General features: G+C 72.7%; 25 protein-coding genes. 23 read left to right on the top strand and 2 right to left on the bottom strand.

Annotation, left to right across the window (positions count from 1 at the left end; all coding sequences use genetic code 11):
• The first annotated feature begins 22 nt into the window (after window positions 1–22).
• From G127AT_RS14405 to G127AT_RS14455, 11 genes are all read left to right on the top strand, one after another.
• Window positions 23–991, top strand: a complete 969-nt coding sequence (locus G127AT_RS14405) for an AAA family ATPase (protein ID WP_210898032.1) — start codon at window positions 23–25, stop codon at window positions 989–991.
• Window positions 988–2,292, top strand: a complete 1,305-nt coding sequence (locus G127AT_RS14410; protein ID WP_210898034.1) for a DUF58 domain-containing protein — start codon at window positions 988–990, stop codon at window positions 2,290–2,292. Before G127AT_RS14405 ends, G127AT_RS14410 begins: the two co-directional genes overlap by 4 nt.
• Window positions 2,289–4,643: a transglutaminase-like domain-containing protein gene (locus G127AT_RS14415; RefSeq protein ID WP_210898036.1), complete on the top strand. Its 2,355-nt coding sequence runs from the start codon at window positions 2,289–2,291 to the stop codon at window positions 4,641–4,643. The genes G127AT_RS14410 and G127AT_RS14415 overlap by 4 nt, the downstream gene beginning before the upstream one ends.
• 10 nt (window positions 4,644–4,653) lie before the next feature.
• Entirely contained in the window at window positions 4,654–5,262 is a 609-nt protein-coding gene (locus G127AT_RS14420) for an FHA domain-containing protein (RefSeq protein ID WP_210898038.1), read from the top strand.
• Between the two features lie 194 nt (window positions 5,263–5,456).
• Window positions 5,457–6,920 carry a 3-isopropylmalate dehydratase large subunit gene (leuC, locus tag G127AT_RS14425; protein ID WP_210898040.1) on the top strand — a complete coding sequence of 488 codons (1,464 nt, stop codon included), beginning with the start codon at window positions 5,457–5,459 and terminating at the stop codon, window positions 6,918–6,920.
• Window positions 6,920–7,537, top strand: a complete 618-nt coding sequence (gene leuD / locus G127AT_RS14430; RefSeq protein WP_210898042.1) for a 3-isopropylmalate dehydratase small subunit — start codon at window positions 6,920–6,922, stop codon at window positions 7,535–7,537. Before leuC ends, leuD begins: the two co-directional genes overlap by 1 nt.
• Window positions 7,538–8,908 (top strand): UDP-N-acetylglucosamine 1-carboxyvinyltransferase, encoded by a 1,371-nt coding sequence (gene murA / locus G127AT_RS14435; protein WP_210898044.1) that lies wholly within the window; start codon window positions 7,538–7,540, stop codon window positions 8,906–8,908.
• Window positions 8,909–8,915: 7 nt separating this feature from the next.
• Window positions 8,916–9,692 (top strand): lysophospholipid acyltransferase family protein, encoded by a 777-nt coding sequence (locus G127AT_RS14440; protein ID WP_425305864.1) that lies wholly within the window; start codon window positions 8,916–8,918, stop codon window positions 9,690–9,692.
• Window positions 9,682–10,824: an NAD(P)H-dependent glycerol-3-phosphate dehydrogenase gene (locus G127AT_RS14445; RefSeq protein WP_244857612.1), complete on the top strand. Its 1,143-nt coding sequence runs from the start codon at window positions 9,682–9,684 to the stop codon at window positions 10,822–10,824. Before G127AT_RS14440 ends, G127AT_RS14445 begins: the two co-directional genes overlap by 11 nt.
• Window positions 10,724–11,809 (top strand): D-alanine--D-alanine ligase family protein, encoded by a 1,086-nt coding sequence (locus tag G127AT_RS14450; protein ID WP_210898046.1) that lies wholly within the window; start codon window positions 10,724–10,726, stop codon window positions 11,807–11,809. Before G127AT_RS14445 ends, G127AT_RS14450 begins: the two co-directional genes overlap by 101 nt.
• A 36-nt stretch (window positions 11,810–11,845) precedes the next feature.
• A complete protein-coding gene (locus G127AT_RS14455; protein ID WP_210898048.1) occupies window positions 11,846–12,274 on the top strand; it encodes a pyridoxamine 5'-phosphate oxidase family protein in 429 nt (142 codons plus the stop codon).
• Window positions 12,275–12,308: 34 nt separating this feature from the next.
• On the opposite strand, the gene G127AT_RS14460 is transcribed toward G127AT_RS14455, so the two are convergent.
• Window positions 12,309–12,809 carry a DUF3515 family protein gene (locus tag G127AT_RS14460; protein WP_244857613.1) on the bottom strand — a complete coding sequence of 167 codons (501 nt, stop codon included), beginning with the start codon at window positions 12,807–12,809 and terminating at the stop codon, window positions 12,309–12,311.
• 24 nt (window positions 12,810–12,833) lie between these two features.
• Here G127AT_RS14460 and thiL point away from each other — a divergent pair, with 24 nt between their 5' ends.
• A complete protein-coding gene (gene thiL, locus G127AT_RS14465) occupies window positions 12,834–13,862 on the top strand; it encodes a thiamine-phosphate kinase (RefSeq protein ID WP_210898050.1) in 1,029 nt (342 codons plus the stop codon).
• 4 nt (window positions 13,863–13,866) lie between these two features.
• Here the strand turns inward: thiL and rsmD are convergent, their stop codons facing one another.
• Entirely contained in the window at window positions 13,867–14,430 is a 564-nt protein-coding gene (rsmD, locus tag G127AT_RS14470) for a 16S rRNA (guanine(966)-N(2))-methyltransferase RsmD (protein ID WP_210898052.1), read from the bottom strand.
• Between the two features lie 101 nt (window positions 14,431–14,531).
• Between rsmD and G127AT_RS16200 the strand changes: the two genes are divergently transcribed.
• From G127AT_RS16200 to G127AT_RS14520, 11 genes are read left to right on the top strand one after another with little or no spacing between them, the layout of a single operon-like run.
• Window positions 14,532–15,623 carry a tetratricopeptide repeat protein gene (locus G127AT_RS16200; RefSeq protein ID WP_244857614.1) on the top strand — a complete coding sequence of 364 codons (1,092 nt, stop codon included), beginning with the start codon at window positions 14,532–14,534 and terminating at the stop codon, window positions 15,621–15,623.
• Between the two features lie 56 nt (window positions 15,624–15,679).
• A complete protein-coding gene (locus G127AT_RS14475; RefSeq protein WP_244858015.1) occupies window positions 15,680–17,842 on the top strand; it encodes an ATP-dependent DNA helicase RecG in 2,163 nt (720 codons plus the stop codon).
• Between the two features lie 42 nt (window positions 17,843–17,884).
• On the top strand, window positions 17,885–18,376 hold the full coding sequence (gene coaD, locus G127AT_RS14480) for a pantetheine-phosphate adenylyltransferase (RefSeq protein ID WP_210898056.1): 492 nt from the start codon (window positions 17,885–17,887) through the stop codon (window positions 18,374–18,376).
• Window positions 18,373–19,407: an AAA family ATPase gene (locus G127AT_RS14485; RefSeq protein WP_210898058.1), complete on the top strand. Its 1,035-nt coding sequence runs from the start codon at window positions 18,373–18,375 to the stop codon at window positions 19,405–19,407. The genes coaD and G127AT_RS14485 overlap by 4 nt, the downstream gene beginning before the upstream one ends.
• A 5-nt stretch (window positions 19,408–19,412) precedes the next feature.
• On the top strand, window positions 19,413–20,744 hold the full coding sequence (locus G127AT_RS14490; protein ID WP_210898060.1) for a DUF58 domain-containing protein: 1,332 nt from the start codon (window positions 19,413–19,415) through the stop codon (window positions 20,742–20,744).
• Complete coding sequence (locus tag G127AT_RS14495) at window positions 20,734–23,076, top strand: transglutaminase TgpA family protein (RefSeq protein WP_210898062.1); 2,343 nt, start codon at window positions 20,734–20,736, stop codon at window positions 23,074–23,076. The genes G127AT_RS14490 and G127AT_RS14495 overlap by 11 nt, the downstream gene beginning before the upstream one ends.
• 9 nt (window positions 23,077–23,085) lie before the next feature.
• A complete protein-coding gene (locus tag G127AT_RS14500) occupies window positions 23,086–23,661 on the top strand; it encodes a YceD family protein (protein ID WP_244857615.1) in 576 nt (191 codons plus the stop codon).
• 2 nt (window positions 23,662–23,663) lie between these two features.
• Window positions 23,664–23,867, top strand: a complete 204-nt coding sequence (rpmF, locus tag G127AT_RS14505; protein ID WP_210898064.1) for a 50S ribosomal protein L32 — start codon at window positions 23,664–23,666, stop codon at window positions 23,865–23,867.
• Window positions 23,868–23,898: 31 nt separating this feature from the next.
• Window positions 23,899–24,603, top strand: coding sequence for a ribonuclease III (gene rnc / locus G127AT_RS14510; RefSeq protein WP_210898066.1), 705 nt, complete (start codon window positions 23,899–23,901; stop codon window positions 24,601–24,603).
• A gap of 1 nt (window position 24,604) precedes the next feature.
• Window positions 24,605–25,609 (top strand): bifunctional DNA-formamidopyrimidine glycosylase/DNA-(apurinic or apyrimidinic site) lyase, encoded by a 1,005-nt coding sequence (gene mutM / locus G127AT_RS14515; protein ID WP_210898068.1) that lies wholly within the window; start codon window positions 24,605–24,607, stop codon window positions 25,607–25,609.
• A gap of 46 nt (window positions 25,610–25,655) precedes the next feature.
• The gene (locus G127AT_RS14520) at window positions 25,656–26,366 is read left to right on the top strand and encodes a nucleoside/nucleotide kinase family protein (RefSeq protein ID WP_210898070.1); all 711 of its coding nucleotides are present in this window, start codon (window positions 25,656–25,658) and stop codon (window positions 26,364–26,366) included.
• The last annotated feature ends 236 nt before the right edge of the window (window positions 26,367–26,602 follow it).

Consider the following 26,602-nt stretch of genomic DNA (forward strand, 5'->3'; position numbering starts at 1 on the left):
GCCCCGGCAAGGAGAGCAGCACATGCCCGTAACGCAGGAACAAGCAACGTGGTTCCAGACGGCCTTCAGCCGTCTCGTCGACAATGTCGACCAGGCGATCCTCGGCAAGCGCGACGTCATCGAGCTCGTCGTCACCGCGATGCTCTCCGGCGGGCATGTGCTGCTCGAGGACTTCCCGGGCACGGGCAAGACGGTGCTCGCCAAGGCGCTGGCGAACACCCTCGACGGCACGCACTCGCGCATCCAGTTCACGCCCGACCTGCTGCCCTCAGATGTGACGGGCGTCACGATCTACGACCAGGGCAAGGGGCGTTTCGAGTTCCACCGGGGCCCGATCTTCGCCTCGATCGTGCTCGCCGACGAGATCAACCGTGCCAGCCCGAAGACCCAGTCCGCCCTCCTCGAGGTCATGGAGGAGGGCCGGGTCACCGTCGACGGCGTCGGCTACGAGGTCGGCAGCCCGTTCATGGTGATCGCGACGCAGAACCCGGTCGAGCAGGCCGGCACCTATTCGCTGCCCGAGGCCCAGCTCGACCGCTTCCTCATCAAGACCTCGCTCGGATACCCCGACCACGACACCGCGGTCACGCTGCTCCTCGAGTCCTCGAACCGTCAGCGCGCCTCGAAGGTGAGCCCGATCATCGCCGCCGACTCGGTCGCGATGATGGCCGAGCTCGCCTCCAATGTGCACGTGGATGCCTCGGTGCTCTCGTACCTGAACGAACTCGTCCAGGCCACCCGCGACGACGAGCAGGCCGCGCTCGGCGTGAGCATGCGCGGTGCGCTCGCCCTGGCGCGCGCGGTGAAGACGCGCGCGATCTCCCGCGGGCGCGAGTACGCGACGCCCGACGACGTGAGCGATCTCGCCGTGCCGGTGCTCGCGCACCGCATCATCGTCGACCCCGAGGCCGAATTCGCCGGCACCTCCGCCGCCGACATCGTCACGCGCGCCGTCGGGCGCATCGCGCCTCCGGCCTACCGGGCGGCATGAGCGAGGCCGCCAGGCAGCCTCCCGGCCGCACCCGATCCCAAGCGCAGCACGCCCTGCGCTCCCTCGGGCGCGCCCTGAAGCCGGGGCTCGCGGAGCGCGGGCGGGCCGTCGCCGGCGGCGCCCGCGCCGTGTGGGCGCGCGTCGAGCCCGTCGCCCGGCCGATCTCGGCGGCGGGGTGGATCGTGATCGCGGCGGCGGCGGGCTCGCTCGCGCTCTGGCTCGGGTTCGGGTGGATCGAGTTCGCCTTCCTCTCCTTCACCCTGTTCGCCGCGGTCGTCGTGGCCGTGCCGTTCGTGTTCGGCCGCATGGCGTTCGACGTCGACGTCTCCCTCACGCCGCGCCGCGTCGTCGCCGGCGACCGCGCCTTCGGCCGGATCGCCGTGCGGAACACCGCCGAGAAGGCGTCTTCGCCCGCGCGGGTCGAACTGCCCGTCGGCGCCGGCCTCGCCGAGTTCCACATCCCGCAGCTCGCGGGCGGCGCCGAGCACGAGGAGCTCTTCGCGGTGCCGACCGAGCGGCGTGCCGTGATCGTGGCCGGACCGGCGATCTCGGTGCGCGGCGACCAGCTCGGGCTGCTCCGTCGCACGGTGCGGTGGACCGACCCCGTCGAGCTCTTCGTCCACCCGCGCACCGCACGGCTCACGCCCTCGGCCGCGGGTCTCGTCCGCGACCTCGAGGGCGAGGTGACGAAGGTCATCACCGACAGCGACATCTCCTTCCATGCGCTGCGCAACTACGAGCCGGGGGATCCGCTGCGGAACGTCCACTGGCGCACCTCGGCGCGCACGGGCACGCTCATGGTCCGCCAGTTCGAAGAGACCCGTCGCTCCGAGCTCGCCCTCATCCAGTCGACCGAGCAGTCCCGGTACGCCTCGGAGGAGGAGTTCGAGCTCGGCGTCTCGGTGCTCGCCTCCGTCGCCCTCCAGGTGATCCGCGATGCGACGGAGCTCTCGGTCATCACCGAGGGGCTGCAGCTCCGCACCGCCACCCCCGTCACCCTCCTCGACGACAGCTGCCGCATCGAGCCGGCGAACGGCGCCTACCCGTCGATGCGCGAGTACGTGCGCGAGGCGACGAAGCGCCTGAAGGCGCCGAGCGTCGCCATCGTCGTCGTCGGCTCGGCACAGCCCCTCGCCGACATCCGGGCGGTCGACGCGCACTTCGGCCCGGCGACCCAGACGATCGCGCTCCGCGTCGAGACGGGCGCCGCCAGCCGCATCCAGCGCGTCGGCGACGCCGTGGTGGCCACCGTCGGCGAGCTCGCGGAGCTGCCGCGCATCATGCGGAGGATCCGCCCGTGAGACGCATCGCCGCCCGCAGCTGGGTCGACCTCGGCGTGCTCGCCGTGCTGTCGATCACGGGCATCCTCGGCTACGCCACCGCCTTCGGCACGATGAACTTCCTGCTCGCCGCCGCCGGCGGGCTCCTCATCGGCACGGCCGCCGCCGTCGCCGGCAGCCTGTTCCGCCTCGACGTGCTGACGACGACCCTCATCGGCATCGCCGCCTACTTCCTGTTCGGCGGGGCGTTCGCGCTGCCGGCGACGACCATCGCCGTCGTCGTGCCCTCGCTCGACACCTTCGCGATGCTCGCGATCGGCGCCGTCTTCGGCTGGGCCGACATCGTCACGATCGGCGCGCCCGTCGAGGCACCGCACTACGTCGCCGCCGTGCCGTTGGCCGCAGCGTGGGTCGTCTCCCTCGTCGGGTCGATGCTCGCGCTCCGCTGGCTGCCGAAGAAGCGCACGCCGTGGCGCACCTCGCTGCTCGTCATCGGGCCGGGGCTGCTGTATCTCTCCGGCATCCTGCTCGGCACCGACGAGCCGGTGCTCGCCGGCGTCCGCGGCCTCGTCTTCGCGGTGCTCTCGCTCATCTGGGTCGCCTGGCGGCAGGCGTCGGCCGCCCCCGTCTCCGGCGACGGTGCGGCGCGGCTCCGACGTCGGCGGATCGCGGGCACGGCCGCCGTCGTGGCCGGTGCGGTCGTCGTCGGCGGCGTCGCGGGCGCGGCCGTGCAGCCGGCCTCCCCGGAGCGCTACGTGCTGCGCGAGCAGGTGGTGCCGCCGTTCGATCCGCTCGAGTTCCCGAGCCCGCTGTCGGGCTTCCGCCACTTCACGAAGGATCTCGCCGACACCCCGATCCTCGAGGTGTCGGGCGTCGAACCCGGCGACAAGATCCGTCTCGCGTCGATGGATGCGTACACCGGCAAGCTCTGGAACGTCGCCGGCCCCGAGGATCCGGCCGGGCAGGACGGCGGCTATGCGATCGTCGGCGAGACGCTCCCGCAGCCCGACACCGCTTCGCTCGGCGGCGAGCGATCCGTCGAGATCGCCTCGACCGGCTACGCCGATGTGTGGATGCCGACGGTGGGTTACGGCAGCGCGATCCGCCTCGTGGAGCCCGCCGAACTGACGCGATCGGCCGACCTCCGCTACAACGCGGAGGCAGGCACGGCCGTGCTCACGACGGGTGTCGAGGAAGGTACCGCCTATACGCTCGACGCTCGGGTATCGAAGGTTCCCGGGGACGAGGAGCTCGCCGAGGTGCCGGTCGCGCAGCTGCCGGTCCCGGCCGCCCAGTCGGTGCCCGACGTCGTCACCGCCAAGGCCGAGGAATGGGCCGGCGAGCAGGCGAGCGTCATCGGCCAGATCCGCGCCATCGAACGGGCCCTGAAGACGAACGGCTTCCTCTCCCACGGCCTCGCCTCCGATGCGGTGCCCTCGCGCGCCGGCCACGGCGCCGACCGCATCATCGAGCTCTTCACCCGCTCGCAGATGATCGGCGACGAGGAGCAGTACGCGACGGCGATGGCGCTTATGGTGCGCCAGCTCGGCTACCCCTCCCGTGTCGTGATGGGCTTCGCGCCCGAGATCGCCGAGGGCGCCGGCACCGTCGAGGTGACCGGCTCCGATGTGACCGCCTGGGTCGAGGTGCCGTTCGAGGGCATCGGCTGGGTGGCCTTCGACCCCACCCCCGAGCAGACCGACGCACCGAAGGACCAGGTTCCGAAGCCGAAGACGGAACCGCAGCCGCAGGTGCGCCAGCCCCCGCGGGCGCAGAACGACGCCGAAGACCTGCTCGCGACCGTCGAGATCGACGAGACCGAGGACGAGGACCGCGATCCGCCGTTCCGCATCCCCGGCTGGGTGTGGGCGATCGCCCTCTCGCTCGGGATCCCCGCCGCGATCGTGTTCCTGCCGCTCCTGGCCGTCGCCGCGGCCAAGGAGGCCAGGCGCCGCCGTCGCATGTCCGGGCCGGGGTACCGCAGCAGTGCGGGCGCCTGGGAGGAATTCGTCGACCGTTCCGCCGAACTCGGGCTCGAGCCGCCGGAGCGCGGCTCCCGCCTCGTGTTCGCGCGCACGCTCGGGCAGCGCCTCGCCGAGCAGGACCTGGCCGCATCGGCGGCCCCGGCGACGCGGGCGGACGCCGCGCACCGCACGGCGATCGCGACCGCCGAGGTCACGGCGCTCGCCGCGAGCGTCGACCGGGACGTGTTCTCGGGCCGAGAGGTGGATGCGGCCGAAGCGAAGGCTCGCTGGGCCGAGGCCGACCGCGTGCTCGGCGAGATCGAGCGCTCCGGCGGCCGGGTGCGGCGCATCCTCGCCAGATACCGGTACCGCCGGCGTCGTCGCCGCAGCCGCAAGGACGCGTCGTAGCATGGGCGGCATGGACAGAACGGGCGAGACCGGCGGGCCGGGATTCATCGTGCCGCCGCCGGGGCTGTTGCCGCCGGCCCCCGCACGCGAGCGGCCCGCCGAGCCGCCGGCCGCGCCGCTGACCCGGCCCGGCCCGGCCGGCGCCCCCGAGCACACCGTGCCGCACCGCGGCGGCGTTCCGGTGCCTCCCGCACCGCCCGGCGTCGGCCGCCCGCCCGGTGTGCCCGTGCCGGTCGCCCCGCCCTTCGCCGGGGCCGGCGGTGCCGGCCCGGCTCATCCGCACCCCGCGCGCCGGTGGCGCCTCGTGCGCGACGGCGGCGCCGAGCTGCCCCTCGATGGCCCGCTCGTGATCGGCCGCGACCCGGTGCTTCCGGCCCACCGGCCCGAGGTCCGGGCGATCCGCATCGCCGATCCGGCCAACTCCGTGTCGAAGACGCACGCCCTCATCGAGCCCGGCGAGCACGGCGTGGCCGTCACGGACCTGCACTCCACGAACGGCGTCTCCACGGCATCCGCCGACGGGGAGATCGCCTTCCTCGAACCCGAGGTGCCGCGCATCGTCACGGCCGGCGCGGTGCTGCGGTTCGGCGAATTCGAGGTGACGCTGCAGCATGCATGAGCGGACCGCCGGCGCGCTGCGCGCCGCCGCGTTCGGGGCCCGCTCGCCGTGAGGGCGCCGGAGTCCGGGTGGTACGCTGGCCGAATGCCAGGCGCCCGGAGTCTTCTCCTTCTGTGCCGCGGCGGGGCTTCGATCTGACCGGCTTCCCGTCGCGGAGTTCTTGCCGACCCTCGATTCCGAGAAGGACGCAACGCATGAACCAGGAAACCCGACCCCGCACGCTCGCCGAGAAGGTGTGGGACGCCCACCTCGTCGCCAAGGGCGAGAACGGCACGCCCGATCTGCTCTACATCGACCTGCACCTCGTGCACGAGGTGACGAGCCCGCAGGCCTTCGACGGGCTGCGGATGGCCGGCCGGCCGGTCCGCCGCCCCGACCTGACGATCGCGACCGAGGACCACAACACGCCGACGCTCGCCATCGACCGCCCGATCGCCGACGCGACCAGCCGTACGCAGATCGAGACGCTCCGTCGCAACGCGGAGGAGTTCGGCATCCGCCTGCACTCGCTCGGCGACGTCGAGCAGGGCATCGTGCACGTCGTCGGCCCGCAGCTCGGCCTGACGATGCCGGGCATCACCGTCGTCTGCGGCGACTCGCACACGAGCACCCACGGCGCCTTCGGCGCGATGGCCTTCGGCATCGGCACGAGCGAGGTCGAACACGTGCTGGCCACGCAGACCCTGCCGCTGAAGCCGTTCAAGACGATGGCGATCACCGTCGAGGGCGAACTGCGCCCCGGCGTCACGGCGAAGGACATCATCCTCGCCGTCATCGCGAAGATCGGCACCGGCGGCGGTCAGGGCTATGTGCTCGAGTACCGCGGATCGGCGATCCGCGGGCTGTCGATGGACGGCCGCATGACGATCTGCAACATGTCGATCGAGGCCGGCGCCCGCGCCGGCATGGTGGCCCCCGACGAGACGACCTTCGAGTACCTGTGCGGCCGTGCGCACGCCCCGGCCGGTGAGGAGTGGGACGAGGCGGTCGCGTATTGGCGCACGCTCCGCACCGACGACGACGCCGTGTTCGATGCCGAGGTCTTCATCGACGCCGATGAGCTCGAACCCTTCGTGACCTGGGGCACGAACCCCGGCCAGGGCGTCTCGCTCTCGCAGGCCGTGCCGGATCCGGCCGGCTTCGACGATCCGCACGAGCGGGCGGCCGCCGAGCGCGCACTCGACTACATGGACCTCGCCGCGGGCACCCCGCTCAAGCAGGTCGCCGTCGACGCGGTCTTCATGGGCTCGTGCACGAACAGCCGGATCGAGGATCTGCGGGCGTTCGCCTCCGTCGTGAAGGGCCGCCGCAAGGCCGAGGGCGTGCGCGTCATGGTCGTGCCCGGCTCGGCCCGCGTGCGGCTGGAGGCCGAAGCGGAGGGCCTCGACCGGGTCTTCGAGGAGTTCGGCGCCGAGTGGCGCTTCGCGGGCTGCTCGATGTGCCTCGGGATGAACCCCGACCAGCTCGCCCCGGGCGAGCGCTGCGCGTCCACCTCGAACCGCAACTTCGAGGGCCGCCAGGGCAAGGGCGGGCGCACCCATCTGGTCTCGCCGCTCGTCGCGGCGGCGACCGCGATCCGCGGCACGCTCTCGAGCCCGTGGGATCTGGAGCACGACGACGATGCCGCGGCGCGCGCGGGCGAGGAGGCGATGGCCTGATGGAGAAGTTCCAGACCGTCACGGGGGTCGCAGCGCCCTTGCGCCGCTCCAACGTCGACACCGACCAGATCATCCCGGCCGTGTTCCTGAAGCGGGTCACGAAGACGGGCTTCGACGACGCCCTGTTCCACGGCTGGCGGCAGGATCCGGAGTTCGTGCTGAACCGCCCCGAATACCAGGGGGCCGAGGTGCTCCTGGCCGGGCCCGACTTCGGCACGGGGTCGAGCCGCGAGCATGCCGTGTGGGCGCTGCGGGACTTCGGCTTCACAGTCGTCGTGAGCGCCCGCTTCGGCGACATCTTCCGCGGCAACTCCGGCAAGCAGGGCCTGCTCACCGCGCAGGTCGCCGAGGCCGATGTCGACCGCCTGATGGCCGCCGTCGAGGCGTCGCCGGGAATATCCGCGACCGTCGATCTCGTTGAACGTATCGTGTCCGTGGGCGACCTCCGGGTGCCGTTCGACATCGACGACTACACTCGATGGAGGCTGCTCGAAGGGCTCGACGACATCGCTCTGACCCTCCGCGAGGAGGATCGGATCTCCGAATTCGAGTCGCGACGCGAAGCGTGGCGACCGACCACCCTTCCCGTGCGGGAACCAGCAGGAACAGGGAGCTGAGTGAACACCCTCGTGGAAGACGCCAAGAACCATGGATCCGCCGTCGGCCTTCCGTCCGACAAGGTCACGATCCGCGGCGGCAAGCCGCTTCGCGGCCGGATCGAGCTGAAGGGCGCCAAGAACCTCGTCACCAAGGCGATGGTCGCCGCCATCCTGGGCGACACGCCGAGCGTGCTGAAGAACGTCCCCAACATCTCCGATGTGCGCGTCGTGCGCGGCCTCCTCGAGGTCCACGGCGTCGTCGTCGAAGAGGGCGTAGAAGAGGGCGAGCTCGTGCTCGACCCGAAGAACGTCGAGTCGGCCCACTTCGCCGACATCGACGCCCACGCCGGCTCCAGCCGCATCCCGATCCTCTTCTGCGGGCCGCTGCTGCACCGCCTCGGCGAGGCGTTCATCCCCGACCTCGGCGGCTGCCGCATCGGCGACCGCCCCATCGACTACCACCTCGAGGTGCTGCGCAACTTCGGCGCCAAGGTCGAGAAGCTGCCGAGCGGGATCCGCATGTCGGCGCCGAACGGGTTGAAGGGCGCGAAGGTCTCGCTGCCGTACCCGAGCGTCGGGGCCACCGAGCAGGTGCTGCTCACGGCCGTGCGCGCCGACGGCATCACCGAGCTGGCGGGCGCGGCGATCGAGCCCGAGATCATGGATCTCATCAACATCCTGCAGAAGATGGGCGCCATCATCACGGTCGAGACCGACCGGGTGATCCGCATCGAGGGCGTCGACAAGCTCGACGGCTACACGCACCGCGCCCTCTTCGACCGCAACGAGGCCGCCAGCTGGGCGGCAGCGGCCCTCGCGACCGACGGCGACATCTTCGTCGGCGGGGCGCAGCAGGCCGAGATGCTGACCTTCCTGAACGTGTTCCGCAAGGTCGGCGGCGCCTTCGAGATCGCAGAGGACGGCATCCGCTTCTACCATCCGGGCGGTGAGCTGAAGCCGGTGATCATCGAGACCGATGTGCACCCGGGCTTCATGACCGACTGGCAGCAGCCGCTCGTCGTCGCCCTCACGAAGGCGAAGGGCGTCTCGATCGTCCACGAGACCGTCTACGAGCAGCGTTTCGGCTTCGTCGACGCGCTCGTGGAGATGGGGGCCTCGATCGAGGTGCACAAGGAGTGCCTCGGCGGCCGCCCGTGCCGTTTCGGCCAGCGCAACTTCAAGCACTCGGCGGTGATCCAGGGCCCGAGCCAGCTGCACGGCGCCGACATCGAGGTGCCGGACCTCCGCGGCGGCTTCAGCCACCTCATCGCGGCGCTGACGGCCGAGGGCACCTCCACGGTCTCCAACGTCGGCATCATCGCGCGCGGGTACGAGAACTTCATCACCAAGCTGGAGCTGCTCGGGGCGGACTTCGTCCTCGAAGGATAATGGGGGAGTGCCAGACAAGACCCCCGCTCCCGGCCCGGGCGTGAAGCCCCGCTCGGAGACCCGCCGACCCTCGATCTTCTGGATCATGGCGGGCATCGTCATCCCCCTCATGAGCCTCATGATGCGGCTGCGCTTCCATCACCCCGAGAAGCTTCCGAAGTCGGGCGCGTTCGTGCTCGCCCCGAACCACTACAGCGAGATCGACCCGCTCGTCGTCGGCGTCGCCAGCTGGCGGCTCGGGCGCGCCCCGCGCTATCTCGCCAAGGCCTCCCTGTTCGACGTGCCCGTCGTCGGCTGGTTCCTCCGGAAGTCGGGGCAGATCCCCGTCGAACGCCACGGCAAGCAGGGCTCCCGCTCGGTGCGCGCGGCCGAGGAGCTCGTGCGGAAGGGCCGGATGGTCGTCGTCTATCCCGAGGGTTCGCTGACGCGCGATCCGGATCTCTGGCCCATGCGCGGCAAGACGGGGGCCGTCCGCGTCGCCCTCGAGCAGGGCATCCCGGTGATCCCGATGGCGCACTGGGGCACGCAAGCCCTCATGCCCCGCTACGGCAAGAAGATCCACCCGTTCCCGCGCAAGATCATCGATATCGCCATCGGCGACCCGGTCGACCTCGACGCCTTCCGCGGGCGGCCGCTCGACCGCGAGAACCTCGAGGCGGCGACGGACGTCGTCATGGCCGACATCGCCCGGCTCGTGGGCGGACTGCGGGGGGAGACCCCGCCGGCCGAACGGTGGGATCCGCGCGCGCACGACCAGAAGGAGACGGGCCGTTTTGAAGGCTAGGCAGGCCAGGGCATCCGCGGGCCGCGGCACGCGCGTGGCGGTGCTCGGCGCCGGCAGCTGGGGCACGACGTTCGCGAAGATCCTCGCCGACGGCGGCGCCGACGTCGTCGTGTGGGCCAGGCGCCCGGAGCTGGCCCGCGAGATCCAGGAGGCCAAGCGCAACAGCGACTACCTGCCGGGCGTGAACCTGCCGGTGGGCCTCCGCGCCACGAGCCGGCTCGACCTCGCCCTCGACGGCGCCGAGCAGGTCTACCTCTCCGTGCCGAGCCAGTCGCTCCGCGAGAACCTGAAGAACGCCGAAGCGCATCTGAACCGCAACGCCGTCATCGTCTCGCTCATGAAGGGCGTCGAGAAGGCCAGCGGACGCCGCATGAGCCAGGTCATCGCCGAGACCCTGCCGATCGACACCGACCGCATCGCGGTGATCTCGGGCCCGAACCTCGCCCTCGAGATCGCCAAGCAGCAGCCGACGGCGGCCGTCGTGGCATCCACGAGCCTCGAGACGGCGCAGGCGGTCGCAACGGTCGCCCGCAACGGCTACTTCCGCTCCTTCGTGAACACCGATGTCATCGGCACCGAGTTCGGCGGGGTGCTGAAGAACCTCATCGCCGTGGCCATCGGCATCGTCGACGGCGTCGGTTACGGCGAGAACACGAAGGCCTCGATCATCACCCGCGGCCTCGTCGAGATGACCGATTTCGCCGTCGCCTACGGGGCGCAGCCCGAGACGCTCGCGGGCCTGGCGGGCCTCGGCGACCTCATCGCGACGAGCCAGTCGCCGCTGTCGCGCAACAACACCGCCGGGCGCCTGCTCGGGCAGGGGTATCGTCTTCCCGACGTCGTGGACCAGATGCAGCAGACCACGGAGGGCCTGGCCTCGGTCGGTCCGGTGCTGGAGCTCGCCAAGGCCAAGGGCGTCGAGATGCCGATCGTCGAGCAGGTGCGCCAGGTGCTGGCCGGCACGCTCGACCCGAAAGACATCGCACCCCACCTCACGACCGACGACGAGCCGCAGGGCGAAAGGAACACGGATGGACAAGCGCAGGGTGGTTCTGCTGTTCGGCGGGCGTTCAAGCGAGCATTCGATCAGCTGCGCGACGGCGGGAGGCGTGCTCCGCGCGATCGACCGTGACCGCTACGAGGTGATCCCGGTCGGCATCACCCGCGAGGGCGCCTTCGTGCTCGAGAGCGGCGACCCGGATCGCTTCGGCCTCGACCCCGAGCGTCTGCCCGAGGTGGCCGACAACGGCACGCGGGTGCTGTGGCCCGAGAGCACGGCGAGCCGCGAGATGCGGGTCGTGGATGCCGCGGGCATCCGCTCCCTCGGCGAGGTCGACGTCGTCTTCCCCATCCTGCACGGCCGCTACGGCGAGGACGGCACGGTGCAGGGCCTGTTCGAGCTTGCGGGGCTGCCCTACGTCGGCAACGGCGTGCTCGCCTCGGCGATGGCGATGGACAAGCACGTCGCCAAGACGGTGCTCGAGGCCGCCGGGATCGCCGTGGCCCCGTGGGTGACGCTGACCCGCGAGCGTCTCGCGGCCGATGAGGAGCTGTGGCTGCGCCGCACGCGCGCCCTCGGGCTTCCGGCGTTCGTGAAGCCGGCCCGGGCCGGCAGCTCGGTCGGCGTGACGCGCGTGGACGACTGGGCGGAGCTGGGCGCCGCACTCGACGTCGCCTTCGCCGAGGACCGGACGGTGCTCGTCGAGTCGGCGATGTCGGGCCGTGAGATCGAGATCGCCGTGCTCGACGGACCGGACGGCCCACGGGTGAGCGTCGCCGGCGAGGTCGTCGTGACCGGCCGTGGCTTCTACGACTTCGAGGCGAAGTACCTCGGCGCCGACGGCGTCGAACTCGTCTGCCCGGCCGAGCTCGGCCGGGGGGAGCTGTTCGAGCTGCAACGGGTGGCCCTGCACGCCTTCGAGGCGATCGGCGGGGAGGGCCTCGCCCGCGTGGACGTGTTCCTCACCGGCGAGGGCTTCGTGGTGAACGAGATCAACACGATGCCGGGCTTCACGCCGATCTCGATGTTCCCGACGTGCTGGATGAACACGGGGCTCGGCTACCCGGAGCTGATCGGCGAGCTCATCGAGCACGGCGCGGCGCGCGGCGCACGCTGACCGGGCCGGCCGTCGCGGCCGTGAGAACATGAAGCCATGTCGGATCCGCACGCGATCGTCACCGAACTGAGCGAGAACGAGTGCTGGGCGCTGCTCGTGGCCGGCGAATTCGGCCGCTTCGCCGTCGCCATCGGCTCGCGCCCCGAGATCTTCCCGGTGAACTACCGGGCTTCGGACGGCTCGATCCTCATCCGCACCGCAGAGGGCACGAAACTCTTCGGCGTCGGCGTGAACGACGAGGTCGCCTTCGAGGTCGACGATTACACGGCCACCGAGGCGTGGAGCGTGATCGTGCGCGGTCGGGCGCGGGTGCTGGAGTCGCCGGCCGAGATCGCCGAGGCCGAGCGGGTGCAGTTGCGGCCGTGGGCGCGCACGCCGAAGACGCGCTTCATCCGGGTCGATGCCGCCGAGGTCACCGGTCGGCGCTTCACGTTCGGTTCGGAGACCGAGCTGGCCTACGTGTGACGCCCCCGGCGGCCGGAGGCGAGTGCGGGCGGCGTCAGCCGGCGACCGGCTCCGTGCACGCGCGCGTCTGCGGGATCGTCGAGACCGCCGCGGCGAGGTCGGCCATGACGGTCGAGCCGGCGACGACGTCGCTGTCGAGGTAGACCTCCACGGCGGGTTCGCGGCCGTAGCTGGTGAAGCGGTAGTTCGGGGCGTCGGCGTCGTCGACGATCCAGTCGACGCCCGAGACGTTCTGGCAGGTGAGCGTCGTCGGCCCGGGCGATTCGACGCCGCAGTGCAGGATGATGCTTGCCGGTTCGCCCCAGGCGCCGGTGCCCTGGGCGTCGGTCTCGCGTTCGGCCTGCCCGGCGACCTCTTCGGGCAGGAGCACGACGACGCCGGCGCAGGCCGGGTCGCTCGCCTGCGGTGCGGCGGTGAGCGGCACCGCGTGGGCGCAGCCGGCGAGGGTCGCTGCGGCTCCGAGGGCGAGGATCGCGCCGGCCGTGCGGGCGGCGGATCGGGTGGCCGGTCGGGCGGAGCGGGGCGGTCGAGACATCCCGTTCAGGCTACCGTGTGAGGCATGGAGAACAGCCTGGGCGACGGCGGGCATCGATCGGGTGCGGATGCCGCGGGCGGCCCGACCATCGGGGAACTCGGCGAGGATGCGGTGCTCGCGCGCCTGTTGCCGCGGCTCGCGCCCGGCGGGTTCGCCGAGCTCGGCGCCGGCGACGACGCGGCCGTCGTGCGCGCCGCCGACGGCCGTTTCGTCGTCACGAGCGACCTCATGGTGCACGGCCCCGATTTCCGCCTGGCGTGGTCGAGCCCGTACGAGCTCGGCTGGAAGGCGGCGGTGACGAACCTCACCGATGTGGCGGCGATGGGCGCACGGCCGACGGCGCTCGTCGTCGGGCTCGCCGCGCCGCCGTCCACCCCGGTCGCGGTGCTCGAGGGCATCGCCGACGGCATGCGCGCGGCCCTGGAGCGCTGCGCGCCGGGTGCGGGCGTCGTCGGCGGGGACCTGTCGGCGTCGCCGGCGCTGACGATCGCGGTCACGGCCTTCGGCGACCTCGAGGGGCGCGCCCCGGTGCTCCGCTCGGGCGCCCGGCCGGGGGATGTGGTGGCGCATGCGGGCGAGCTCGGCGAGTCGGCACGCGGCCTCCGGCTGCTGTTCGCCGAAGGGGTCGACGAGCAGGGCGAACCCGATCCGCGCCTGGCCGAGGGGCTGCGGGCCCGGCATCCGCGCGCCGTGTCGGCGCAGCTGCGGCCCGAGCCGCCGGTGGATGCCGGGCCGGCGGCCGCGATCGCCGGAGCCACCTCGATGCTCGACGTCTCGGACGGGCTGGCGCGGGATGCCGCCCGCATCGCCCGGGCGAGCGGAGCGGCCATCGATTTCGAGTCCGCAGCCCTCGGCGCCGAGCTCGCCCTCGTGCTCGGCGGCGCCGAGGACCACGGGCTGCTCGCCACCTTCCCGGCCGGCACGGTGCCGCCGGCGCCGTTCCGGCCGATCGGCCGGGTGGGCGAGGCGGCCGGCGTCGTGAGCGTCGACGGGGAGGCCGTCGACCCGGCCGGCTGGGATCCGTACGCGGACTGGGACGGTGGGCGCGGCTGAGGCCTCAGACGGGTTCGGCGGTGTGCACGGCCGTCTCGCCGTAGTCGCGGCGGCGCACCGGTTCGAGGCCGGCGGGCCAGCGCGGTTCGGGGCTGCGGGCGCTCCGCTCGACGAGCACGAGGGCGTCGTCGGCGAGCAGCGGCACGAGCGCCTCGAGGTCGCCGGCGAGGGCGTCTTCGCCGAGCTCGTAGGGCGGGTCGATGAACACGAGGTCGTAGGGGCCGGCGGCCGACTCCAGGACCTGGCGGACGCTGCGCGCGTGCGTCGTGATCTTCGGCGGGCGTTCGCCGGCCCGGCCGGCGACCTCGCGGGCGTTGCGGCGGCAGACGCCGGCGGCCTGCGCGTCGCGTTCGACGAGATCCACCGCCGCCGCACCGCGGCTCGCGGCCTCGAGCCCGAGGGCGCCGCTGCCGGCGTAGAGGTCGAGCACGCGGGCCCCGCGAACGGCGCCCTGCGCGTCGAGCGCCGAGAAGAGGGCCTCGCGCACGCGGTCGCTGGTGGGCCTCGTGCCGTGCCTGGGCACGGCGAGGCGGGCTGATCCGGCGAAGCCGGCGATGATGCGCGTCATACCACCCCGAAGCCTATGGGGTGTCGTGAAACTCCGCACGGTCCCGGAGCTGGGAGGAAGCCGAATCTGCGTCTTCGGCCTCCGACTGACATGATGGACGCGTGGACGATCAGACCGACGTGAACACCGCCGATCCCGATGCCCGGCCGAGCGAGGGGGCGACGGCGATCACCGAGCCCGCAACGGCCGTGGTGACGGGCGCGCCGGGGGTTGCCGTGGTGGATGCGCCGGCGGCGACGGATGCGTCGGCGGAAGGCTCCGAGGCGGTAGCGGATGCACCGGCGGACGCCGCAAGCGACGCGGCCGAGTCGGTGGCTGCGGAACCCGTGCCGGCCGCCCCGGTCGAGGATGCACCGCTCGAGGCAGCCCCCGAGGCGGCGGCGCCGGCCGAGGAGGCGGAGCCCGCGGCATCCGCACCCGCCGAATCGCCCGCCGACCGGGCCGCGCACCGTGCCGAGGAGCAGCGCCGCGTCGACGCCCTCTGGGACTTCTCGAGCCCGCAGGCCTCGGTCGAGCGCTTCCGCGCCGCCGCCGACGACGACGGGAACCCGCCGCACCTGCGGGCCGTCTTCGCCACGCAGCTGGCCCGCGCGCTCGGCCTCGCGAAAGAGCCCGAGGAAGCCGTCGAGGTGCTCGACGCGATCGAGGCCGAACCGGGCGACGGCGAACTCCGCGCCCGCGTCGCCCTGGAACGCGGACGCCTGGCCACCACGAGCGACCGCGCGCACGCCGTCGCCACCCTCACCTACGCCGCGCGCGAGGCCGCCCTCGCCGCAGACCTCTTCCTCGCCCTCGACGCGCTGCACATGCTCGCGCTCATCGACGCCGGCCACGAAGAGGAATGGGCCGAGGAGGGCTTCGCCGTCCTCGCCGCCTCCCGCGAGCCGCGGGTGCTGCGCTGGGGCGTCGCCCTGCACAACAACCTCGGCTGGACCCTGCACGACGCCGGCCGTGCCGAAGAAGCCCTCGCCCGCTTCGAAGACGCCTCGCGCTACGCCGAACGATTCGGCACCGCCGAGCAGCGCCACGTCGCCCGCTGGGCCATCGGCCGCTGCCTGCGCACCCTCGACCGCACCGAGGAGGCGCTGGCGATCCAGCAGGAACTCCACGAGGCGCGCCCCGACGACGGCTATGTCATCGCCGAGCTGCACGAACTCGGCGTGTCGGCGGGAGCGCCTACGATCGAGGCGTGACGCCGAACGGTCGAGAACCCAGCCCCGCCGACGAGGCGGATGCACCGGTCGGCGCCATCGGGCTGGACGCCCGGCTGGGATCCGTGCTCGGCAAACGCACCGCGGACGCGCTGAAGCGCGCCTTCGGCTACGAGACGGCGGGCGCCTTCCTCGCGCACTACCCGCGCCGTTACGCGCTCCGCGGCGAACTCACCGCGCTTGCGACGCTGCCGCGCGACGAGAACGTCACGATCGTCGCCGAGGTGCTGGAGGTCCGCAGCCGTGAGATGCGCCAACGGCGCGGATCCATCTTCGAAGCCAAGATCTCCGACGGCACCGGCATCCTCACCCTCACCTTCTTCAACCAGAAGTGGCGCGAGAACGAACTGCGCCCCGGCCGCCGAGGCATCTTCGCCGGCAAAGTCTCCGATTACCGCGGCGCCCTGCAGCTCGCCCACCCCGACTACCAGCTCTTCGACGACGACGAGGCGCCGGTGGAGGCCGAGGCCAAACGCTACGCCGAGGCACCCATCCCGATCTACCCGGCGACGGCCTCGCTGACCAGCTGGCAGATCGCCAAGGCGATCCGCGTCGTCCTCGACCGGCTCGGCGAGGTGCCGGAGCCCATCCCCGCAGCCGTGCTCGCCGATCGCCGGCTGCTCGGCCAGCGCACCGCGCTCGAACGCATCCACCGCCCCGAACGCGAAACCGACTGGCAGGCGGCCCGGCGCACCCTGCGCTTCACCGAGGCCTTCGTGCTGCAGACCGAGCTGCTGCGCCGCCGCGCGGGCCTCCGCGCGCAGGTCGCGGAAGCCCGCGAGCCCGTGCCGGGCGGCCTCCTCGAACGCTTCGACGCCGCCCTGCCGTTCGAACTCACCGGCGACCAGCTCGAGGTGAGCGCCGAGATCGCCGCCGATCTCGCCCACCCGGTGCCCATGAACCGCCTCGTGCAGGGCGAGGTCGGCAGCGGCAAGACCGTCGTCGCCCTCCGCGCCATGCTCGCCGTCGCCGACAGCGGCGGACAGTCCGCCCTGCTCGCACCGACCGAGGTGCTCGCCGCCCAGCACCTGCGCTCGATCACGAAGATGCTCGGCCCGGAGCTGTCCGCGCGCCTCATGCCGACGCTCGTCACCGGGCAGCTGCCGGCCGCCGAACGCCGCCGCGCGCTGCTCCGCGTCGCAGCAGGGCAGGCCTCCATCGTCGTCGGCACCCATGCGCTCCTCGGTGAGCAGGCCCAGTTCGCCGACCTCGGCCTCGTCGTCGTCGACGAGCAGCACCGCTTCGGCGTCGAACAGCGCGAGGCGCTGCGTCTGAAGGGGCGGCGGCCGCCGCACGTGCTGGTGCTGACGGCCACCCCGATCCCGCGGACGGTGGCGATGACCGTCTTCGGCGACCTCGACGTCTCCACGATCCGCCAGCTGCCGGCCGGCCGTGCCGGCATCGAGACGTTCGTCGTGCCGCTCGCCGAGCGGCCCCGCTGGGCCGGCCGCATCTGGGAGCGCCTGGCCGAGGAGCTCGCGGAGGGGCGGCAGGCCTTCGTCGTATGCCCGGCGATCGAGCCGAAGGCGCTCGAGGCCGGGATGGCCGAGGACGGGATGGCGGATGCCGAGGAGGAGGCGCCGGCCCAGCTCGCCACGGTCACCGGCACGCTCGCCGAGATCGCCCGGATCCCCGCGTTCGAGGGGCGGCGCATCGCCGGGCTGCACGGGCGGATGCCGGCCGAGGAGAAGGACCGCGTCATGCAGGACTTCGCCGCCGGCGACATCGACGTGCTCGTGGCCACGACGGTGATCGAGGTCGGCGTCGACGTGCCGAACGCCTCGGCGATGGTCGTGCTCGACGCCGACCGCTTCGGCGTCTCGCAGCTGCACCAGCTGCGCGGCCGTGTCGGCCGAGGCGGCCTGCCGGGGCTCTGCCTGCTCGTCACGCGTCAGCCGGCCGACTCCCTCGCCCGCGAGCGGGTGGATGCCGTCGCCTCCACCCTCGACGGGTTCGAACTGGCCCGGGTCGACCTCGAGCTCCGGCGCGAGGGCGATGTGCTCGGCGAGCAGCAGTCGGGCGGGCGCTCCTCGCTCCGCCTCCTGCGGGTCGCCCGCGACGGCGAGATCATCGCCGAAGCCCGCGGGCTTGCCGCAGAAATCCTCGAGAACGACCCGGATCTGGCGGCGCATCCCGCGCTCGAGGCGGCCGTCGCCCGCCGCCTCGACGACGAGACCAGCGGATACCTGAGCAAGGGCTGAAGCGGGGCTCCGAGCATCCCGCGGCGGCGCTACGCTGGGGGGATGCAGCGGATCGCCGTCGTCCCCGGATCATTCGACCCCGTCACGCTCGGCCATCTCGACGTGATCGGGCGCGCGGCCGGCCTCTACGACGAGCTGCATGTGGTCGTCGTCCACAACCCCGACAAGACCGCGCTGCTGCCGATCGCGCAACGCGTCGCGCTCATCGAGCAGTCCGTCGCCGACGCCGGCATCCAGGGCCGCATCGTCGTCGCATCCTGGAGCATGGGCCTGCTCGTCGACTACTGCACCGACGTCGGCGCGAGCGTCCTCGTCAAGGGCATCCGCTCGCAGGTCGACGTCGCCTACGAGACGCCCATGGCGATCGTGAACCGCCATCTCGCGAACGTCGAGACCGTCTTCCTCCTGCCCGACCCCGCGAACGCGCATGTGTCCAGTTCGCTCGTCCGGCAGGTCTCGGCGCTCGGCGGCGACGTCTCGCCGTACGTGCCGCACGCCGTCGCCGACTACCTGCAGGGAGCACGCACCGCATGAACGCCACGCCCGGTACCGCGCCCACCGAGACCGCAACCGGGTTCGCCCGGGGCTCCATGGGCATCGACGAGGTCGGCAGGGTCGCGGAGCTCGTCATCCGCAACGTCGAGACCGTCATCGACGGCAAGCGCGAGGCCGTGCGCTCGGCGCTCATGGTGCTGATGGCCGAAGGGCACCTGCTCATCGAAGACGTGCCGGGCGTCGGCAAGACGATGCTCGCCAAGGCACTGGCCCGATCGGTGGACTGTTCGGTCGGGCGCATCCAGTTCACCCCCGACCTGCTGCCCTCCGATGTGACGGGCGTGGCCGTCTTCGACCAGGCGAGCCGCAAATTCGAGTTCAACCCGGGCCCCGTGTTCGCCAACATCGTCATCGGCGACGAGATCAACCGGGCCAGCCCGAAGACGCAGTCCGCACTGCTGGAGTGCATGGAGGAGCGCCAGGTCACCGTCGACGGCACGAGCCACCGGCTCTCCGACCCCTTCGTCGTGATCGCCACGCAGAACCCCATCGAGATGGAGGGCACGTATCCGCTGCCGGAGGCGCAGCGCGACCGCTTCATGGCGCGCGTGTCGATGGGCTACCCGGCTGCCAAGGACGAGGTCGCGATGCTCGACGCCCGCGACACGACCACGCCCCTCGAACGCATCTCGGCCGTCGTCTCCGAGTCGGGGCTGCGGGAGATGATCCGCGCCGTGCGGCAGGTCTTCGCCTCGCAGCCCGTGAAGGAGTATGCCGTCGCGCTCGCCGACGCGACCCGCGCCGACCGGCGCCTCCGCCTCGGCGCGAGCCCGCGCGCGACCCTCCAGCTCATCCGCGCGGCCAAGGCGCGGGCGGCCATCGAGGGCCGCGACTTCGTCATCCCCGACGACCTCGACGCGCTCGCCGTCCCCGTGCTCGCGCACCGGCTCGTACCCACGAGCCGCGCCCTCGGCTCCCACGACCACGAGGGCGGCCCGCTCGTCGAGGCGATCGTGCGGCAGATCGTCGAGGAGACGCCCGTGCCGGTCGGCGCACAGCGACGGGGGTGAGGCGCATGTTCGGGGGGCGCGAGCGGATGCGGGACTGGCCGCGGCCGACCCGCCGGGGCGCCGTGATCCTCGTCGCCGGCGTCCTCGTGATCGCCGTCGCACTGCTCTTCGAACTGCGCGACCTCCTCCTGCCGGGCTTCGTGGCGATCGCCGTGCCGCTGCTGGCGGCCGTCGTCGTCGGCCTCTGGCGGCCGGCCCTGGAGATCACGCGCCGCTTCGAACCCTCGGCGGCTCCGACGGGGTCGGCCACGACCGTACTGCTGACGGTGCGCAACCGCGGCCGATCCACCCTCGACGGGGCCGTCTGGGAGGACGAGGCCCCGCCCGGCCTCTCCCCGCCCGAACAGAGCGTGCTGCCCGCACTCGGGCCGCGCGAACGCATCCTCGCCGCCGGCGACGACACGGCCCGCCTCGCCTACCGGCTGCAACTGCCGCGGCGCGGCGTGTACAACATCGGCCCCCTGCGGGTGGGCATCGCCGACCCGTTCGGGCTGGCGTGCGCGACGAAATCGTACGGCGAGGCGCGCGAGCTCGTCGTCACCCCGCGCATCATCCCGCTCGGCGACGGCGGCACCGGCACGGCATCCATCGACGGCGGCCTGCACTCGCTCATGCGGCGCACGCATCCGAACTCCGACGAGCTCATCGCGCGCGAATACCGGCACGGCGACCCGTACCGGCGGGTGCACTGGCGCCAGACGGCCAGGCGCGGCGAACTCATGGTGCGTCAGGAGGAGCAGCGCGGCGACCCCGAGGCGGTGCTGCTGCTCGACAGCGGCCTGGCCGGCCGGATGCATTCGGCCGAGGAGATGCAGATCGACGGCACCGTGCTGCGGCGCGGCTTCGAGCTCGGCGTCGAGATCGCCGCCTCGATCGGGGTGCGGTTGCTCGCCGAGGGCTTCCGGGTGCGGTTCGGCGAGACGACGGACCCCGCCGACGGCGCGGGGGAGCGGCGCACCGTGCTGTTCGAGACGGCCGGAGGCGCCGCCGCGTTCCTCGAATACCTCGCCCGTATCGACCAGCCGGACGAGGCGCCGGCAGAGCGGCCGTCGGGCCGCACGGCCGATCCGCTGCCGGGCATCGCCGGGCGGGCCAAACGCGGACTCTTCGCCGTGCTCGTGGATCCCGACCGCGAGACGGCCGAAGCGCTCGCCGCCGCCGGGTCGGGTTTCGAACCCCGCGTGGCGATCGTGCTGGACACCGTCGACGAAGACGTCGTCGAGGTGCTCGGCCGCCACGACTGGCGATGCATCGACGTGTACCGCGCCGCCGAGCTCGCACCCGCATGGGCGGGCCTCGGCGAAGGTGCGAAACGGGCGGGTGCCGATGCGCGCTGAAACCCGTCGGAACATCGGGCAGGACGCGGCCCTGTCCGTCGCCTCGCTCGTGCTCGTGCTGATCGCGATCACGGGCCTCTCACCGCTCGTGCAGGGCCGCGGCTGGTGGTGGATCGCCGCCGTCGTCGCGGTCGTCGCGATCGGCTCCGGGCTCGGCTTCCGGGCCCTCCGCGTGCCGGCCGGCGTCGTGCCGCTGCTGGAGATCCTCGTCGTCATCGCCATGCTGACCCTCTTCTTCGGCGAGGGCAGCGGCATCCTCGGGCTCATCCCGAGCCTGGACACCTTCACGGTCTTCGGCGAACTCGCCGACTCGGCCGGACGGGCGATCATGCAGCAGTCGCCCCCGGCGGTCGCCGTGCCCGGCCTGCTGTACCTCCTCGGCCTCGGGGCCGGCATCGTGGCCGTCGTCACCGACATCTTCGTCTCGACCCTGCGGATGCCGGCGCTCGCCGCGATCCCGGTCGCCGTCCCGCCCCTCGTGACGGTCTTCGTCATCGGCAACGGCGCCGCGTTCGTGCCGCTGCTGGCGACGGCCGCCGCCTACCTGCTCGTCCTTCGGGTGGATGTCCGCGTCCGTCGTGCCGGGGCCGTCGCCGGCGAGGCCGGGGAGGACGCCCCCCGCATCCTCGGCCCGAAGCGTGCACCGACGGTCTCGACGATCGGCGCGACGCTCGGCATCGCCGGGATCGGCCTGCTGACGGCCGGAGTGCTCGCGGCATCCGTTCCGAGCCTGCCGACGGGCTTCTTCAGCGCCGCCGGGCAGGGGCCGAGCGCATTCGGCGTCGGGGTGAACGCCTTCGTCGACCTCGGCCGCGACCTCCGCCGCCCGAGCCCGCGGCCCGTGCTGCACTACACGGCCGAAGACGACTCGCCCGTCTACCTCACCCTCCTCACCCTCGATCGCATCGACGGCCAGGTCTGGCTGCCGAGCGAACGCGAGCTCGATCAGGAGAACGACGTCGGCGACATCGAGGCGCCGCCCGGCCTCCGGGACGAGGTGCCGCGGAGTCCCGAGCGCGTGCAGGTGTGGATCGACGGCCTCGACTCGGGGTGGCTGCCGCAGCCGTACCCGGCCAGTTCGGTCGCCGGCCTCGACGGATCCTGGTACTGGGACGCGGAGACCCGCAACATCCGCAGCGCCGACTCCTCGACGGCCGGCCAGCGCTATGCCGTCGACCGGCTGAAGCTCGAACCCGACCCGGCGATGCTCCGTGCGGCGAGCCGGCAGGTGCCGGCAGAGCTCGACCGCTACCTGGAACTGCCGGGCGAAGTCCCCCGCATCATCACCGAGACCGCGCATCAGGTCACCGCCGACGCGGCCTCGCCGTACGATGCGGCGATCGAACTGCAGCGCTTCTTCCGCGGCCCCGGGTTCGCGTACTCGACGGAGGCGCCGGTGCGCGCCGGCTACGACGGCGGATCCCTCGACGTCGTCGCGACCTTCCTCGAGGAGCGCAAGGGCTACTGCGTGCACTTCGCGAGCGCCATGGCGCTCATGGCGCGCGAACTCGGCATCCCGGCCCGCGTCGCCCTCGGCTACACGCAGGGCACCGCCGCCGACACCACCATCGACGGACTCGAACGCCGCGACGTCGACACGCACGACCTGCACACCTGGCCCGAACTCTACTTCGAGGGCGTCGGCTGGCTGCCCTTCGAACCGACGCCCGACCGCGGCGTCGTGCCGCAGTACTCCATCGCGAACACCGTAACCGAGACCGAACCGTCGGCCGCCCCGAACGACCCGGCCAGCCCCGCGCCGACGCCCGGTGCAGACGGCGGCGACCGCGGGCTGACGCCGGAGCAGCTCGAGGCCGACGGATCGAGCGCGACCGGCGCGGACGACGGTGCCGCGCTCGCCGCGTTGCGGATCTGGGCGATCGCGCTCGCCGTGCTCGCCCTCGGGGCGATGCCCGCCCTGTTCCGCATGGCCAGGCGCCGCTCGCGCCTCCGCCGCATCGCCGCCGGGGGTGCGGATGCCGCACGCGACGCGTGGCTCGAGGTGCAGGACACGGCGGTCGACCTCGGGGAGAGCTGGGCGCCGACGCTCACGGCGCGCGAGTTCGCGAGCGAACTCGGCGGGCGGCCGGCCTTCGGCGATGCCGCAGCGTCCCGCACGGGCCGGGCCCTCGGCGCGATCCTCGCGGCGATCGAACGGGATCGCTACGCCGAGGCGGCCGGCGCATCCGGCATCCGCCCCGCCGACGTCTCGCTCGTGCTGCGGGCGCTGCGCGCCGACGCGAGCCCCTGGCAGCGGATCGTCGCGACCGTGCTGCCGGGCTCGCTGCTGACGGGCGTGCGCCCGGGCTTCGCGTTCAGCCGCAACGCGTAGACTCGGAACGTGGCCCGCATCCCCGCATCCCCGTACCGCCTGAACGTGCGCGACCTCTCCGGCCGGCCCGGCGAGTACCGCGACGAGACGGTGACGCTCGCCGTGCCCGAGGCCCTCGGCGAAGGGCTCGTCGCCGTCCGCGAGGGCGCCCGGCTGAGCTTCGACGTGCGCCTCGAATCGGTGCACGAGGGCATCCTCGCCACGACCGGCGTCGACACGGTCGCCGAGGGCGAGTGCGGGCGCTGCCTCATCGACATCGCGCTGCCGGTCGAAGTCGAGTTCACCGAGCTCTTCGGGTATCATGCTGGGGAAGCCATCGAGTATGAGGTTCAAGACGACCACGTGGATCTTGAACCGCTCATCCGAGATGCGGTAGTGCTGGCACTGCCCTTCCAGCCGGTGTGCCGACCGGATTGCCCGGGTCTCGACCCCGAGACGGGCCTCCGGCTGGCCGATCATCCGGAACTCGCTGCGACCGAAACGAGCCGCGACCCGCGTTGGGCCGCGCTCACCGGATTCCGGGCTTCCGCAGACGACGGCGCGGGCGATGAGCCCGACGCCGACCAGCAGAGAGAGAAGAGATAACCATGGCCGTCCCCAAGCGGAAGAAGTCACGAGCCAACACCCACGCGCGCCGTTCGCAGTGGAAGGCCGAGGCTCCCACGCTCGTCAAGACCGTGGAGAACGGCAAGGTCACCTACAGCCTTCCGCACCGCGCGAAGGTCGTCGAGGACGCGGCGGGCACCCCGCTCTTCCTCGAGTACAAGGGCCGCAAGGTCGCCGACGTCTAGTCGGCGCCCGACGCAGAATCCACGACCGGTCGTGAGGCGGACGGAGCACACCGCGGGGCCCGATCTCGATGAGCTGCAGCGCACGCTGCACGTCGAGCTCGACCCCGAGCTTCTGCTCCTCGCCCTCACGCACCGGTCGTTTGCGTACGAGAACGGCGGCATCCCGACGAACGAGCGCCTGGAGTTCCTGGGCGACTCGATCCTCGGGCAGGCCGTCACGGTGCGCCTCTACCGCGACCACCCCGATCTCGACGAGGGCGAGCTCGCCAAGCGGCGCGCGAGCCTCGTCTCCAGTGCCGCGCTCGCGGAGGTGGGCCGGGCCATCGGCCTCGGGCGGCACATCCTCCTCGGCCGCGGCGAGACGATGACCGGCGGTGCCGACAAGCCCTCGATCATCGCCGATACCGTCGAGGCGATCATCGGCGCCGTCTACCTGGATCGCGGCGGCGAGGCCGCCACGGAGCTCGTCATGCGTTTCGTCGAACCGCTCATGCAGGACCCGGACCGGTTCGGCGCGGCGATGGACCCGAAGACGAGCCTGCAGGAGCTCGCCGCCCGTCGCGGCGCGAGCGCCCCCGCCTACCTCGTCACCGAGTCCGGACCCGACCACAGCAAGCACTTCGTCGCGACCGTCACGGTCGACGACCTCGTCTCGGCATCCGGCGAGGGTTCGAGCAAGAAGCAGGCCGAGATGGCTGCAGCGCTCGAGGCCTGGACGCTGCTGTCGAACCCGTAGCGTGCCCGAGCTGCCCGAAGTCGAGGTCGTCCGTGCCGGCCTCGCCCCGGCCGTCGCCGGCGCCCGCGTGAGTGCCGTCGAGGTGCTCGACGAGCGCGCCCTGACCCGCCACGACCGCCGCTTCGGCGACTTCGAGTCGCTGCTGACGGGCGCGCGCATCGCCGCAGCCGTGCGTCGCGGCAAGTTCCTGTGGATGCCGCTCCACGCGCCGTCCGGCGCGTCGCACCTCGGGACGCGCCACGCGCCGGCCGGCGCGTCGCATCTCGGGGCGTCGGCGGAGCCCGTGCCCGCCCGCGCCGTCGTCGGCCATCTCGGCATGAGCGGCCAGCTGCTGCTGCGCACCCCCGACCATCGCGGCGACGATCGGCACGCACGCGTCCGCATCCACCTCGAACACCCCGCGCACGGCGAGCTCCGCGTCGACTTCATCGACCAGCGCACCTTCGGCTCGCTCGCCGTCGACCGCCTCGTGCCGACCCCCGACGGCGAGATCGCCGGCTTCGCCGGTGGAGTCGGCGGCGACTGGGAGCGGCTCGTGCCGAGCCAGGTCGCCCACATCGGCCGCGACCCCCTCGACCCCGCCTTCGACGACGCCGCCTACCTCGCCGGGCTGCGCCGGCGCACCTCCGCCGTGAAGCGGGTGCTCCTCGACCAGAGCCTCGCGAGCGGCATCGGCAACATCTACGCCGACGAAGCCCTATGGGCCGCCCGCCTGCATCCCGAGCAGCCGGCATCCACCCTGTCGACCCGCGCCGCCCGCACCCTCCTCGCCGAGATCCGCCACGTGCTCGCCAAGGCCCTCGCCGAGGGCGGCACGAGCTTCGACGCCCAGTACGTGAACGTCAACGGCCAGGCGGGCTACTTCGCCCACTCCCTGAACGCCTACGGCCGCACCGGGCGCCCGTGCCCGCGCTGCGGCACCCCCATCGTGCGCGACGCCTTCATGAACCGCTCCTCGCACCGCTGCCCCCGCTGCCAGCGCATGCGGCGCCCCGCCCAGCGCTGAGGCCTTTCGTGCCGCTTGACGCCGCGGCGCGGGCTACCGTGGTGCCATGCCCGACGACGCCGCCATCTCCGACCCTGTGACGGGTATGCGGGCTGCGGTCGTCGCGCGCCTCTGGGGGGAGCTGCAGCGGGTCCGCCCCGAGGGTCGCGCGCTCATCGCCCTCGACGGTTTCGACGGGGTGGGCAAGACGCACCTCGCGCGGGAGCTCGCCGAGCATGCGGATGCGGTGGGCGGGCGGGCGCTCGTGAGCGTCGGCATCGACGGATTCCATCGGCCGAGAGCCGAACGGCTTCGCGCAGGCGCCGGGCCGGAGGGCTTCTACCGGGGCTCGTACCGGTACCGGGCGTTCTTCGAGCACGTCGTCGATCCGCTCCGCTTCGGCGAGGCCGTCGTCCCCGCGATCTGGGACGTCGCCCGGGACGAGCCGGTTCCGAAACGGCCGCGAGACGTGCCGCCGACCGGCATCGTCGTCGTCGACGGGATCTTCCTCCACCGCCCCGAGCTCGTCGATATCTGGGACGACTCCGTCTGGGTGAGCGCACCGTTCTCGGTCACCGTTCCACGCGGGAACGCCCGGTTCCCGCGCCGGGGCGACGACGATCCGGAGAGCCCCGCGAACCGGCGGTACGTCGAAGGCCAGCGGATGTACCTGCGGGAGGCCGACCCCGAATCGCACGCGGGCTGGCTGTTCGACAACACCGACCTCGATCGGCCGAGCCTCAGGCACGGCCTCGCCGAGGCGGCCGCGCAAGCGTAGCCCGGCCGACCGCGCGGCCGACCGCCCGGCTGACGCGAATGCAGGCCGAATCGACCGCGGCGCACCGAAAGCAGGCCACTCCGGCAGGCACCGGCCCACGACCGCCTGCTCTCGCGCCGCAGCCGCGGTGGATGCCCGCCGCGCCGCAGGCCGCGCGGCGGCTGCGCAATGCAGGAACGCGCACGGCGTGTCGCGGGCGCCGAGTGGGCAGGAGAGGCCGCGACACGGATGCGCTC

Origin of the sequence: Agromyces archimandritae, assembly GCF_018024495.1 — a bacterium.
In the GTDB taxonomy this organism is placed as follows: domain Bacteria; phylum Actinomycetota; class Actinomycetes; order Actinomycetales; family Microbacteriaceae; genus Agromyces; species Agromyces archimandritae.